The sequence below is a fragment of the Amazonocrinis nigriterrae CENA67 genome, from assembly GCF_016056305.1.
In the GTDB taxonomy this organism is placed as follows: domain Bacteria; phylum Cyanobacteriota; class Cyanobacteriia; order Cyanobacteriales; family Nostocaceae; genus Amazonocrinis; species Amazonocrinis nigriterrae.
On record NZ_JAECZC010000086.1, the window covers coordinates 234,934 to 247,164 of the forward strand.

The window sequence follows — 12,231 nt, forward strand, 5'->3', positions numbered from 1 at the left end:
AGAGAAAAAATAAAAGGTAAAAGGTTGAATTTTGTATTTTTCCTCCATCCTTTTACCTTTTTATGTACCTGATGCTTATTTTATGTTAGCCCTTGCGTCCCTAACTGCGGCAACAAAAAATAATACAGTTAGGGGAATGCTTAATCCCAAGATAGTTGCTGTCGCAGGGACACCAAAATCTGGTTGTCCATAACTCAGTTCAAAAATTGAACCCACAGCTGCGATCGCTGTTATACAACAAGCACCTAACAATAAACCGCTTTTTGGAGTTAAATACACTACTAGCCCCCTATGCTACTGGTTTCACCGCTTGATACGAGAAGCCATTTTTAGATAACTCCTGCGCCAAAGTCAAGGAGTTTTCTACGCGGTCTACAAATACTACCCCATTTAGGTGATCCATTTCGTGCTGAATACAGCGTGCCAGCAAATCATTAGCCTTTAATGTTTGAGGACGCCCATATTCATCTTTATAGGCAATTTCTACAACTGCTGGACGCTTAACATCCATGTAAACATTGGGAATGCTCAAACATCCTTCTTGAGCAACGCAGATTTCCTTACTAAATTGTTTAATTGTGGGATTAATTAATACTAGTGGTGGTTTTGCTGCGTTATCTGGTTCACAGTCGATCACAATGAGTTGTTTATGAATTCCCACTTGGGGAGCAGCTAAACCAATGCCATCGTTGCTGTACATTGTTTGCAGCATTTCGCGCACTAGTTTGCGGATTTCGTCATCTACTTTAGTAATGCGCTTTGCAGGTTGACGCAACACGCGATCGCCCAAATAGTGCAACTCCAAAGGCGGATTTTTTAACTTTTTTTTCTCGACAGCAATTTCAGAGGGCATGATTCTCAATAGCTCAATTGTGAAAATTCCTACTACTTTAATTCTATCAATCTGGTCAGTGGTCAGTGGTTAGTTGTCAGTTGTCAGTTGTCAGCCATCAGCTATAAATGTGGTGTGATCTCGCACAAAGGTGTTATGTGTGTTTAAATTTCTCACAAAACTAGACTACTTACTTAAGGAAACTTTCTTAGGCTTGCTGCGCGGTGGTTGGATGAATTGGGCAGCAGTGAGTACTGTTACAGTGTTACTATTTTTATTTGGCTTGAGTCTACAAACTTCTTGGCAAGTCGAAAAACTCCTCAACCAGTTCGGTAGCCAATTAGAGGTTTTAGTTTATTTCGAGCCTGGTATAGAGGCTCAAAGCATTGAACCGCTGGTGACGAAAATGCCAGAGGTAGTCGCAACCCAAACAATTACCAAAGAGCAAGCTTGGACTAAATTAGTCAAAGAACTGGGAATTTCAGATATCGATGGTGCTACCCAACAGTTAGGTGATAATCCTCTGGTTGATGAGATGAAGGTAAAAGCACGTAACTCTCAGGTTGTACCTAGTTTAGCAACTCAGCTAGCGAAGTTACGGGGAGTTGATGCCGTGCAGTATGTAGATGAAGCAGTCAAACGCATCGCTCAGTTACACCAAGGTTTGAACTGGATTACCTTGACAATTACAATTATTTTGACTTTAACTGCGATCGCTGTCACCACTACCACCATTCGCCTAATTGTCATGGCGCGACGGCGAGAAATTGAAATCATGCAGCTGGTGGGAGCAACTTCTGTGTGGATTTACCTGCCATTTATTTTACAAGGAATTGCCTTTGGCTTGCTTGGCGGTGCGATCGCTTGGAGTTTTATTTCGATAATTCAACAGTTTCTTGGTAAGTTAATCGCTAATCAACCTGAGTTTATCCAATTTCTCACCAATGGTTTGCAACTCACCCCTGCACAAATTTTATTATTGCCTCTGATTCTCTTAAGTTTTGGTGCCGTTGTAGGATTAATGGGGAGCTTATTCGCTGTACAGCGTTTTACTAAAAGTTAGTCAGTGATCAGTAGTCAGTGGTCATTAGCAACTAACAACTGACAACTAACAACTAACAACTAACAACTAACAACTAACAACTAACAACTGACATATGAAATCACAATGGGAAAGTTTTCTGCAAAATCTCGGTGTCTGGGAAGGATCATTTACGACATTTTCACCCCAAGGAACATTTGTCAAGGATATTCCTAGCCGTTTAACTTTAGAAAAGTTAGAGGACAATCAAAAAGTACGCTTGACTCTGTGTCGTTCGGGGTTAAGCGATATGGTTTTAGAATTTACTTCGTTGGGAGCGAGTCTTTTATTTTTTGAAAATGGTGCTTTTTCTCAAGGTTCGATTCAGCTAGCACCATTTAGTGAATTTGGGGCGGAATTTGGTTTAATTTATGAAAATCGCCGCTTGCGTCTGGTGCAACTGTTCGACCAAAACGGGCAATTATACCAACTCACCTTAATTCGTGAACATTTAGCTGACACCCCAAAAGCAGAACGTCCAGACTTAAAGGTAGAAGACTTATTGGGGAAATGGCAAGGCGAAGCAGTGACAATATATCGAGATTGGCGATCGCCTGATGTTTACTCTACCACTCTACAATTACAACTTGATAAGAGTGGACGATTAATTCAAAGTTTGAGTTTTGGTGAAAACACCATTACTTCAACAGCTACCATCAAAGGTTCTATCATCCACTTTGACGAAAATCCACAAAAGCAAGTACAAGTTTTGCTATTACCTGATGGTGCATCTGCGACTTCTCCATTGCAAGTGCAGTTGCGTCAACCTTTATTTTTAGAATTGGGTTGGTTAATCAGACCAAACCTGCGTCAGCGAATAATTCGCAACTACAACGATAAAGGAGAATGGGTCAACCTAACCTTAGTTACTGAAGAGAAAACACAAGGTTAGTTTGATGGCGGTACTATCAAAATATAGACACAATAAAGCTAGGGAACAACAACTTCAATTATGACTACTCTAGCAATCAAAATCCCCAGCATCACCCATGATCAGTTTTGGGAAATTTGCCAAGCTAATCGAGATTTGCGGTTGGAATTAACTGCTGCTGGAGAAGTTATTGCTATGTCACCGACTCACACTTGGACAGGACAACAAAATTCTGGATTGACAGCGCAGTTATGGAACTGGAATGATACTACAGAACTTGGTATTGTTTTTGATTCCTCACAGGCTTCACTCTGCCCAATGGCGCAGTGCGTTCCCCTGATGCTGCATGGATAATCAAAGAACGCTGGAATAGCCTTACTGAAGAACAGCAGCGATATGAGTTTTCACCAATTGCGCCAGATTTTGTTGTGGAATTGCGTTCAAGTAGCGATGATTTAGCAACCTTGCAAGCCAAGATGCAAGAATATATGAATAACGGGGTTAAATTTGGATGGTTGATTGACCCCCAACAAAGACGAGTAGAAATTTACTGCACAGGACAACCAACTGAGGTTTTGCAAGCACCGAATTTAATTTCAGGCGAAAATTTACTTCCTGGATTTGAATTAAAGCTGAATAAGGTTTGGGGCTAAGCTTGCTACCAAAAAGACAATTAGTTGTCTGTTTTAGATACTTCTATATTTACGTAGCGATTCACCTGAAGCATCTTGAATTACCTTCTGAATATACGGTACATCTAGCTTATTACGTGTAGGCCCAGCAAATTGTGGGTCATACATTATTACATGGATGAGTTTAAGTGATGGGTTCCAGCCTACTTCCTCTAGTGCTTGTGAAAAACCTTCAACATGGCTTCCATGTTCGGGCGTTCCCGCTCCATTCACCCAAGAAAAAGTTTGTGTTTGCGATCGCCCCTTTCCGAAAGCTGCTGCTTCAATGAAAACATTCTCATAGTGCAGAGTAATATGAAATGGCCGAGTGTGCGGCTCATTGTAGAGACAAAGCGGGTCAAGAAGCATAAATCCCAGCATTTGAAGTCCTTGAGACGCGTGGAATCGCTCCCCATTAAAACCAATCTTAAATCCACTGTATAAATGGGCTGTCTCGAACAAAGCTCTACGAATTACACCCAATCTGGGTTTCGCCTCTCCAAAAAGCTGAGGATCTGGAATAACTTCAATACTTGTTCCTCGACCATTACCTTGTTCAATAATCCTCGCAGCATCTTGAGCAAATCCTCTTATAAAGCGTTGCTCCCAGAGCGCACCAGAACGCCAACTTTGCACATTTAGTTGTAAACTAGCAGCATTTAAGCAAGCAAGTCCTACACCCAAACTAATTATGTGAACGTGGGGAGCATGTTCATCGTGTGAGCCTGTCCAGTGTATTCGAGTTAAAAATTTAGTGGCGAGACTCACACCATTTTCATCGCTTGGCTCATCAAATGGTAATCCTAATCCATCATCTGTGACAGAAATTATTGCTTCATTTATTTCTACATTGACGAAAGTTGCTTGGTTGACAAGGAAAGCATCAATAACGTTAGCAACGAGTTCATATACAAATTGTTCTACGCCTCTGTCACCAGTACTTCCAAAGTACATACCTGGTCGTCGGCGAATTGCTTGAACTTCCTTTTCATATTCAGATAAAGCAGACTCTTCATTCATCATGAAAAAGAAAATACTGAAGGTAACACATTATTCATCTGCCAACCACTTTTCATAGTCGCAACTTATCAGCTTTTGCTTAACCGAATCAATGACCTCAGATGAAAGATTCGTCATTGACCCAACTCGATAAACATCATTTAGGACAACGTGGTAATCTTTTTCCGTATACTCGGCAATTACTTGAGCTAGACTGCGATCAGACATATTTTCGTAGAGTATTGATAACAAAGCCCAATATCTTTGTTCATCAATACCTTCGGGAAAAGCACAGCCAATCAAATTATAAGTACTTGCTAAATAAGCTGGAATTGTCTTTTGCATAATTCAGCGACCTGTCAATGAATAAGGGAGATGAAGATAGACATTAAAATTAACTCCTTGGGAACTAGCTGCACGAACAGCTTTTGCATCCGCTGTCATGGTTACAATACCCATTTCATCACCTGTTCCTAGAATGATTATATCGTTTACATCTAGGCTTCTAGTTGGTCTCAATGTTCGGGCTGCTGCGGAAGGATTATCTTGAACGATAATAACTCTTTGCAGAAAACGATTTGCTCTTGTCTGTTCCAAGCTACCTGCTGAATACTGCACAATATTGATGAATTCATTAAATGCAGTTTGTGCTATTACCATTTGTTGCTTTTTGACAAATGCTCGTAGTTCATAACGAACGGGAGAACCCTCTGCAATGAATGCAACTGCGGTATTAGTATCTAAATTAATCACGTTTTATGTGAACCAAAAATCACAGTAACCAGTATATTTTGCTATGACTCTTACAAATGGTTGTGCAATAGACTTATCCTTAATATAAACAGAGTGGGATAATAAAAAACGGAGCAAAAATTATATCTAGATAATATGACAAATCCTTTGGCAAGAATTGAATCACATCCTCACGAAGCAAAACGATTAATTGGAATTAATTATAACCAGTTTTTAGCATTGGTATCTTTAGCAGAAAAAAGGCATATAGAGAAACAGGCAGAAATTGAAAAAAATAAAATTCGGATTATTGCTCCTGGTGGCGGACGCAAACCAGAGATGTCACCTAAAGAAGGAATATGCTTGTGTCTAGTTTACCTTAGACAAAAACCAATTTTTGAGATTTTAGGGTTACTCTTTGATATTTCCAAAACCAAAGCGAATGATGCTTTTAATTATTGGGTAGATATTTTGAGAGAAATTTTACCAGCATCTCAAATAGAAGAAGCATCAATAGATAGTCAAAAATCTCAGGAATTGCAGCGAATGCTGTCCGAATACGAATTAATTGTTGATAGTGCTGAACAAGCTCTCATCTTGACCTGTAGACTATCAAGAACAAAAAAGATACTACTCTGGTAAGAAAAAAATGCATACTCTAAAAAACCAGTTTATTGTCTTACCTGGTGGGGAAGATATTGTAGATATCTATGTGGGAATGTTAGGAAAAAAAAGTGATATTAATTTGTTTCGAGATACTCGGCTGGGAATTTGCTGACTCACAAAGATTTATTGGCGATAAGGCTTATATTGGAGATGATGCTATTACCACACCTCATAAGAAACGAAAGAATACAGAAATTTCAGAATTACAAAAACAAGAGAATAAACAACTTTCGTCTCGCAGAATCGCAGTTGAACACATGATATGTCGGGTAAAAATATTTCGCGTAGCCTCGGAAAAATTCCGTCTAGCTCGTCATCGATATAGTCAGGTAATTCTAGCAGTTTGCGGACTGATTAGGTTAAGGCTTAATCGCTTAGTATCCTTAACCATTAATATTTAATTTTTTCTTTGGAAATTGATTTCATCGTTTTATACTTTTCACTTCAATTTTAGTTTTTTGTCTCAGAATGTCGCCAAACACCTATTTTATCTTAGAGTAAGATAGCGATCGCCTATTCAATCTGAATTGCTCAAACCCCTTCACAGTAAGCATTTACGTTTTGCGGATAAGTCTAATGGAACAAATAAGTATTTAAGCAAATATGATATAAAGATATTGTTCATCCGCAATGGGATGCGATCGCTCAAAAATTAACTTCTTAAGAAATAAAGATACGTCCCACACCTGCAGCAGAGGGCCTTCTGACATAATACAAGTGTATTTTAACTGTTTACATCAATGCGATTGTTAGACAACTAGCAGTTGATCTATACTAAATAGTAAGTTGAAGGCGTTTAATTATAGTTGAAGTCTAGGGTAGTTTGCTGTGCGCTAATTTCTTCACAAACTATCTCGGTCGCAACATACTTTTGGCGTGGGTGGCTAGGTTGATCAGAATATAAATAGTTAATACGACCTGATACAAGCAAGGTGCGAATTACTTTTAGAAGGTAATTCTTTTTACGTTGCAGAATAATTACAAGGTCATTGGGGCTAAGCGGAGCGAGTGAACATAGCTGCACCAAGACTTTCTCTAAGGTTACGCGATCAACTCGAGAATAATCTCGGACAGTTGCACCTAGCTGCATTAGTTCATTCCAAAGATTTTCAGGTATAGTTTCTTGCTTGCTTGGAGAAGTAGAAGTATTTGTAGTAATTTGAGTTACAGATATGGCCTGTGAGCCTAACTCGTAACAAGCATAACGCCCTCCACTAATCATTTGTAAGAACTTTCGATTACGAAGACTGACGAGTACCTTCGATATGTCAGCTGGGTGCTGACCAGTTAATCGAGTTAATGTTGCATTATCAACGTAGCCGTGATGTTTAGCATGAACCAAGGCTAATTGCTCTGCTTCATTCCACTGTGAATTCAAGCTCTTTAGCCAACGACGATCTTCAGCAGAAAGCAAGTGAGCCTGGCGAAGCTGTAATGTAAATTCGTATCGCTCTGTTCCTGCATCCATTTTGGGCGTTTCTAACCCTAATTCACGCCATGCTCGGATGATTTTTGGTATGCCAGTTCCCGCTTCTTCTGCTAATCCAATAAGACGAAACATGCGGACTAATTCAGGGTTACGCGGATCAGAACGATCGCCATGAAGAAGATCAAATTCAGAAATACGAGAACTTCCAGGGTTCCTAAAGAAAAACTCGCTGGGCTTGCGAACAATCAGTGATGCTTCTGGTACAGCATAATCAGCATGGACAAGAAGATTCACAAGTGCTTCACGTAGCACAATATGGACAGGGCTTTCCTCAATTCGTGTTGCTCCTTGCAATTGAAATGCAGTAGCAAGACCTGTAGTTAAACGAAGATAGATATTTTCAAAAGCACCAAACAAATGTCCTTCCCACGGAACGCGATCATCCCAACGCCTATCGGGGTCATCTTCGGTTTGTAGCATTCTGTAGTCGATAAGGTGACGCGATCGCCACTCCCGAATAGCCTGATCGGTTCCCAGTAAGAGCAATCCTGCGACAGTCAAGCCCTCCTTTCCAGTTCCTCTCTCACGACCATAACCATTTATTGCTGTTAGATAGCGAAGATCATCATAGGTATTACGCGGTTCGCCGGGGTGAAGGGTTTGATCCAATCGTCGATATCGTCCCAATGCATCTAGGTCTATGTCATTCAAGTTAAATCCATGCAAAATCGCGGAGTCTGCGCCGACATCTGATGCTTCACGCATCATTCGGTCTACTTCTGGCTTAGTGCAGCGATGATCACCAGTGTGGCGTCTCACGTAAGTACCAGTATATGGGTTGCCGTTAATATAGACAGGACGTTGTTGGCGTGGCGCTTCTGGCACACGGATAACCAGTATTTCCTTACCATCTACAGTTTCAATACGTGCATCCTGTGCATTACAAATTGGATAACTAATTTTTTGAGAACTACGCAACGTGTTGTAAAAATCATCCAACATTTTAGAAGCTTTAGAAAGCCCTTCAACCTCAAGCCTACTATTTAACTCTTTGACGCCCAACAGAATCCACCCACCATTAGTATTGGCAAATGCACTGACTGTTTCCCAGAGACTTTTAGGTATACCACCTTGTGCTAATTTGACCTCGACTTCTAGCGTTTCACTACCTTGCAATCGCTCAATAAGAGTATCAAGCAAGTTAGGAACAACAGTATCGCTAGACATACTTACTTTCGTCCACGGTTGAGATGATAATGGCGACAGTGTAGCACGAATAAACAAATCTAATTGAATTATTACCTTAACACTGCGTTACAGATGTTAGGAATCGATTTTACCAAGAAAGATTTTGGTTCAGGTGTGCGGTTGACTTAAAGTCAAGTACTATACTTTACACTATAAATAAAAGCTAAATTAAGAATATTGTCACCCTTCATACCAAATAACAGCGCCGTTGCAACGCCTTTTTAAGTAAAGCTTGATACTCTTTATCCTCAATATGATAAGCACCAAATCTTTCTAAGTGCGGATTCATCATTTGAGCATCAAACAGTACAAAATTCCTTTGGCGTAATCTCTCCACCAACTTAACCATCGCTACCTTTGAACCTTCAGTAATGCGGTAAAACATCGACTCGCCAATGAAAGCGCCACCAATGACAATTCCCAAAATTCCCCCAGCGAGTTCATTACCTTGCCAAGTTTCAAAACTATAAGCGAAACCTTTCTGGTAAAGTAGCCAGTAAATCTCTTGTAATTCTGATGATATCCAAGTTGTTTCGCGGTTAGAACAGCCAGCGACTACAGCTTGAAAATCACGGTTAATCGCCACACTAAAACGCTCTTGGTTCAAAACACGCTGCAAAGACTTAGGGTAGCGAAATCGTTCATCCAAGGGAATCAAAGTCCGATCGCGACTTGCATACCATCCCAAGCGATCGCTGTCGTCAGCCATGAGAAAATAGCCTTGAGCATATCCTTGAATAATAGCGGCGATATCATATTCCATAGATAAAAAAATACCAGAGTTACGCAACTTGATGCTAACAGTCATCCTCTGCGTAACTCTGTAATTTCCCTAAAGTTTCTTTGCGTTAAAAAAAATGGCTGAAACAATACCACCCATCACCCTACCACCGTCTCTTAATCCCCACCTTGAAGGTGAATGGTTGCAAGAGCGTTTGTTGCGGTGGCTAGATGCGGAATTCATCCCAGAAACAGTCAATCACAAGATTGCTCAACGAGCAGCACAGATTTTTGTGCGACAGCGCATGGAAGGAGAAAACGACTTAGGATCTTTAGTGATTGCTATTGTCACAGAGATGCAAGCGTTTGATTTTTCCAAAAGTTTCTATGGAGAGTTTGCGATCGCTAACGCCGTCAGCGATCTACTCTTAGAAAGTCTGGGAATTGATAGATGTTGTGGTCAATAATTTTTGTCAGTTGTTAGTTGTCAGTTGTTAGTTGTTACCACTATTAATAACTACTGACCACTGACTACTGACAACTGACTACCAGCTAGACTTAACCACCCCAGGTAATAGACCTTCATGGGCCCATTCCCGCAGTACGTTCCGAGACAGTCCAAAGTCACGGTAAACACCTCTAGGACGACCAGTCACCCAACAGCGGTTGCGGCGACGGTTGGGCGCACTATTACGCGGTAGCTGTTGAATTTGACGATGAATTTCCAGTTTATCTAAAGGAGATTCAGTGTTTTTGAACTCTTCTAGCAAAGCTTCCCGCTTTTGGGCATACTTTTGTACTAACTTAGCGCGTTTCTTCTCGCGCTCAATCATGCTCTTTTTTGCCATATATTCTCTAATTATTAAAAGGCAGCATTTTCCATTCTACAGTGTCCCCTTCAATTCTAGGAAAATAGGGAGTGGGGAGTTCGGAGTTCGGAGTTCGGAGTTCGGAGTTAAGAGTTAGTAGTTTTATCTCCCTCATCTCCCTCATCTCCCTCATCCTCCTCATTTCCCCATCTCCCCACTAGGGCATAAATCCGCCAACTGACAAACACTGCAAGCAGGCGATCGCGCTTTACAAACAGCACGACCATGATAAATTAACCGAATAGACCAATTTTCCCAATCTGGTTGCGGTAACAATCCCATTAAATCTTTTTCAATGCGGATCGGGTCTGAATGCTCAGTTAAACCCAATCGCTGACTGAGGCGACTGACATGTGTATCCACAGTCACCCCAGCATTAATTCCATAAGCATGAGCCAAGACTACATTAGCTGTCTTCCGCGCCACACCTGGAAGCAGCAATAACTGTTCCATTGTATTCGGTACAACAAAGTCAAACTCAGAAACTATCATCCTACATGCGGCTTGAATATTTTTCGCTTTATTGCGATAAAACCCTGTGGAACGTACCAAATTTTCTAACTCTACCAAATCAGCCTTTGCCAAACTAGCAGCATCGGGAAACCGAGCAAATAACTTTGGTGTTACTTTATTCACCCGCTCATCTGTACACTGAGCCGAGAGAATAGTAGCCACCAGCAGTTGCACCGGTGTTGAATAGTTCAAAGAACAAGTTGCATCTGGATAAAGATGCTTCAGGCGAGTGAGAATTTCTAGCGCCCGTTGCTTCTTAGATAGGGATTTGCGGATGATAGTCAAATGATGTTTTTTGTCTCCATCAATCAATTGAGTTGCTCTGTACCCAAATAATTACGAATTACGAATTAGTAATTCTTTTGGTCACTGGAACAATTTTTGTACCCATTCCAACTGGGTAGTTTCTTTCACGATTAGAAAAATTCCCAGTCCTAACAGTAGCATTAAACCAGTTTGCATTACACCTTCTTGGACACGGGCGGGTACAGGCTTACCGCGCAAACCTTCAATCAGCAGAAACGCTAATTGTCCTCCATCCAAAGCTGGTAAAGGCAAAATATTGATCACTGCCAAATTAATGCTGATCAAAGCGGCAAAAAAGAATAAACTACCCGTATCGTTTTGGGCGATGTTGGCACCAATTTCTACAATTTTAATTGGCCCTGCTACTTGGTTGGCTGTTTCGCCAAAGTTGGTAATTAGCTGCCCAAACCCTTTAAATGTGAGTGTGACAATGCGCTGAAACTCCCTTGCACCAAGGCTCAAAGCTTGCACTGGGTTAGTCACAGGATGACGTTCTATTTTGATATTGGGAGAAAGTCCAATGCCAATACTACCTTCACCATTTGCTTTAGCTTCGGGAACGATGTTGACAGAAAACTTTTTGTCACCACGGGCAATGTCTAATTTAACAGTCTGACCTGCATTTGTTTTGATGATTTCCCTCAAAGCCTCTAACTCTTGCTGCGATGTGCCAAATTCTCTTTGATTTGCAGCTAAGATCACATCCCCTTTTTGAATTCCTGCTTTTTGGGCGACAGAACTGACTTCTGGTGCTAGTTGTTGGATTAAAACCCCTGGTAGGGCTTGGCTGGGTTGTGGTATACCAACTAAAGCAACCTGCGTCACCAAAAGGAAATAGGCAAATATTAAATTTGCTATCACTCCCGCACTAATGACGATCGCCCGGTCTAAAATGGGACGATTACGCAGCAAATTTGGGTCATTGGGTGGAATATCGCTATCTGGATCATCATCGGGGAAGCCCACAAAGCCACCCAAGGGAAAAGCGCGGATAGCGTATTCGGTTTGAGAACCTTGGTACTTCCAAAGAATTGGCCCAAAACCCAAAGAAAAGCGGTTAACGTGAATACCTTGAGAACGTGCTGCAACAAAATGTCCCAACTCGTGTACCAAGATCAAAACAGCCAAGACTGCGATCGCTGCTAAAACTGACATAAAGCAAATTAGTAAAGATATTAAGCTACATACATATTTCTATATTAATTGGGCATTGGGCATGGGGCATGGGGCATTGAGAATAGGGCATGGGGCATTAATTTAATTATTCTCCCCCTCATCCCCCCTGCACCCCTGC

16 protein-coding genes and 1 pseudogene are annotated in these 12,231 nt (G+C 41.1%); 7 read left to right on the forward strand and 10 right to left on the reverse strand.

The window, feature by feature from the left end; all coding sequences use genetic code 11:
• Positions 1–75: 75 nt before the first annotated feature.
• Positions 76–279 (reverse strand): hypothetical protein, encoded by a 204-nt coding sequence (locus tag I8748_RS29510; RefSeq protein ID WP_096558899.1) that lies wholly within the window; start codon positions 277–279, stop codon positions 76–78.
• Positions 280–289: 10 nt separating this feature from the next.
• Positions 290–853 (reverse strand): peptide deformylase, encoded by a 564-nt coding sequence (gene def, locus I8748_RS29515; protein WP_096558898.1) that lies wholly within the window; start codon positions 851–853, stop codon positions 290–292.
• A gap of 139 nt (positions 854–992) precedes the next feature.
• Between def and I8748_RS29520 the strand changes: the two genes are divergently transcribed.
• The 3 genes and pseudogenes from I8748_RS29520 (at position 993) to I8748_RS29530 (ending at position 3,437) form a co-directional block, all read left to right on the forward strand.
• Positions 993–1,895 carry a cell division protein FtsX gene (locus I8748_RS29520; protein WP_198128044.1) on the forward strand — a complete coding sequence of 301 codons (903 nt, stop codon included), beginning with the start codon at positions 993–995 and terminating at the stop codon, positions 1,893–1,895.
• A gap of 94 nt (positions 1,896–1,989) precedes the next feature.
• Entirely contained in the window at positions 1,990–2,805 is an 816-nt protein-coding gene (locus tag I8748_RS29525) for a DUF3598 family protein (RefSeq protein WP_198128045.1), read from the forward strand.
• 60 nt (positions 2,806–2,865) lie between these two features.
• Positions 2,866–3,437: pseudogene (locus tag I8748_RS29530) on the forward strand (Uma2 family endonuclease).
• 33 nt (positions 3,438–3,470) lie between these two features.
• On the opposite strand, the gene I8748_RS29535 reads toward I8748_RS29530, so the two are convergent.
• Genes I8748_RS29535 through I8748_RS29545 form a run of 3 tightly spaced genes read right to left on the reverse strand, consistent with a single transcriptional unit; the run spans position 3,471 to position 5,207 of the window.
• The gene (locus tag I8748_RS29535; RefSeq protein WP_198128046.1) at positions 3,471–4,478 is read right to left on the reverse strand and encodes a hypothetical protein; all 1,008 of its coding nucleotides are present in this window, start codon (positions 4,476–4,478) and stop codon (positions 3,471–3,473) included.
• A gap of 27 nt (positions 4,479–4,505) precedes the next feature.
• Positions 4,506–4,799: a DUF3349 domain-containing protein gene (locus I8748_RS29540; protein ID WP_198128047.1), complete on the reverse strand. Its 294-nt coding sequence runs from the start codon at positions 4,797–4,799 to the stop codon at positions 4,506–4,508.
• 3 nt (positions 4,800–4,802) lie between these two features.
• Positions 4,803–5,207 carry a DUF1308 domain-containing protein gene (locus I8748_RS29545; RefSeq protein ID WP_198128048.1) on the reverse strand — a complete coding sequence of 135 codons (405 nt, stop codon included), beginning with the start codon at positions 5,205–5,207 and terminating at the stop codon, positions 4,803–4,805.
• 135 nt (positions 5,208–5,342) lie between these two features.
• Between I8748_RS29545 and I8748_RS35455 the strand changes: the two genes are divergently transcribed.
• The 3 genes from I8748_RS35455 to I8748_RS35905 are packed head-to-tail and all read left to right on the forward strand — an operon-like array spanning position 5,343 to position 6,253.
• Positions 5,343–5,828, forward strand: coding sequence for a helix-turn-helix domain-containing protein (locus I8748_RS35455; protein WP_225896585.1), 486 nt, complete (start codon positions 5,343–5,345; stop codon positions 5,826–5,828).
• A gap of 7 nt (positions 5,829–5,835) precedes the next feature.
• Positions 5,836–5,964, forward strand: coding sequence for a hypothetical protein (locus I8748_RS35900; protein ID WP_263976782.1), 129 nt, complete (start codon positions 5,836–5,838; stop codon positions 5,962–5,964).
• Positions 5,921–6,253, forward strand: coding sequence for a transposase family protein (locus I8748_RS35905; protein WP_318781272.1), 333 nt, complete (start codon positions 5,921–5,923; stop codon positions 6,251–6,253). Before I8748_RS35900 ends, I8748_RS35905 begins: the two co-directional genes overlap by 44 nt.
• A gap of 395 nt (positions 6,254–6,648) precedes the next feature.
• On the opposite strand, the gene I8748_RS29555 is transcribed toward I8748_RS35905, so the two are convergent.
• Together I8748_RS29555 and aat are read right to left on the reverse strand one after the other, a co-directional pair.
• The gene (locus I8748_RS29555; RefSeq protein ID WP_198128049.1) at positions 6,649–8,508 is read right to left on the reverse strand and encodes an RNA-binding domain-containing protein; all 1,860 of its coding nucleotides are present in this window, start codon (positions 8,506–8,508) and stop codon (positions 6,649–6,651) included.
• Between the two features lie 208 nt (positions 8,509–8,716).
• Complete coding sequence (gene aat / locus I8748_RS29560) at positions 8,717–9,292, reverse strand: leucyl/phenylalanyl-tRNA--protein transferase (RefSeq protein WP_198128062.1); 576 nt, start codon at positions 9,290–9,292, stop codon at positions 8,717–8,719.
• Positions 9,293–9,386: 94 nt separating this feature from the next.
• Between aat and I8748_RS29565 the strand changes: the two genes are divergently transcribed.
• Positions 9,387–9,716 (forward strand): hypothetical protein, encoded by a 330-nt coding sequence (locus I8748_RS29565; protein ID WP_198128050.1) that lies wholly within the window; start codon positions 9,387–9,389, stop codon positions 9,714–9,716.
• Between the two features lie 78 nt (positions 9,717–9,794).
• On the opposite strand, the gene rpsN is transcribed toward I8748_RS29565, so the two are convergent.
• The 3 genes from rpsN to rseP all read right to left on the reverse strand — a co-directional run bounded on the left by rpsN (position 9,795) and on the right by rseP (position 12,092).
• Positions 9,795–10,097, reverse strand: a complete 303-nt coding sequence (gene rpsN / locus I8748_RS29570; protein WP_198128051.1) for a 30S ribosomal protein S14 — start codon at positions 10,095–10,097, stop codon at positions 9,795–9,797.
• A 159-nt stretch (positions 10,098–10,256) separates the two neighbouring features.
• The gene (nth, locus tag I8748_RS29575) at positions 10,257–10,916 is read right to left on the reverse strand and encodes an endonuclease III (RefSeq protein WP_198128052.1); all 660 of its coding nucleotides are present in this window, start codon (positions 10,914–10,916) and stop codon (positions 10,257–10,259) included.
• A gap of 81 nt (positions 10,917–10,997) precedes the next feature.
• Positions 10,998–12,092, reverse strand: a complete 1,095-nt coding sequence (gene rseP, locus I8748_RS29580) for an RIP metalloprotease RseP (protein ID WP_198128053.1) — start codon at positions 12,090–12,092, stop codon at positions 10,998–11,000.
• Positions 12,093–12,231: the final 139 nt, after the last annotated feature.

Bases quoted from the DNA above. Each gene is read 5' to 3' on its own strand.
- rpsN (WP_198128051.1), bottom strand. From the start codon at position 10,097: ATGGCAAAAAAGAGCATGATTGAGCGCGAGAAGAAACGCGCTAAGTTA.
- def (WP_096558898.1), bottom strand. From the start codon at position 853: ATGCCCTCTGAAATTGCTGTCGAGAAAAAAAAGTTAAAAAATCCGCCT.
- aat (WP_198128062.1), bottom strand. From the start codon at position 9,292: ATGGAATATGATATCGCCGCTATTATTCAAGGATATGCTCAAGGCTAT.
- I8748_RS35900 (WP_263976782.1), top strand. From the start codon at position 5,836: ATGCATACTCTAAAAAACCAGTTTATTGTCTTACCTGGTGGGGAAGAT.
- I8748_RS29535 (WP_198128046.1), bottom strand. From the start codon at position 4,478: ATGATGAATGAAGAGTCTGCTTTATCTGAATATGAAAAGGAAGTTCAA.
- I8748_RS29540 (WP_198128047.1), bottom strand. From the start codon at position 4,799: ATGCAAAAGACAATTCCAGCTTATTTAGCAAGTACTTATAATTTGATT.
- I8748_RS29555 (WP_198128049.1), bottom strand. From the start codon at position 8,508: ATGTCTAGCGATACTGTTGTTCCTAACTTGCTTGATACTCTTATTGAG.
- I8748_RS29565 (WP_198128050.1), top strand. From the start codon at position 9,387: ATGGCTGAAACAATACCACCCATCACCCTACCACCGTCTCTTAATCCC.
- I8748_RS29525 (WP_198128045.1), top strand. From the start codon at position 1,990: ATGAAATCACAATGGGAAAGTTTTCTGCAAAATCTCGGTGTCTGGGAA.
- I8748_RS35455 (WP_225896585.1), top strand. From the start codon at position 5,343: ATGACAAATCCTTTGGCAAGAATTGAATCACATCCTCACGAAGCAAAA.
- rseP (WP_198128053.1), bottom strand. From the start codon at position 12,092: ATGTCAGTTTTAGCAGCGATCGCAGTCTTGGCTGTTTTGATCTTGGTA.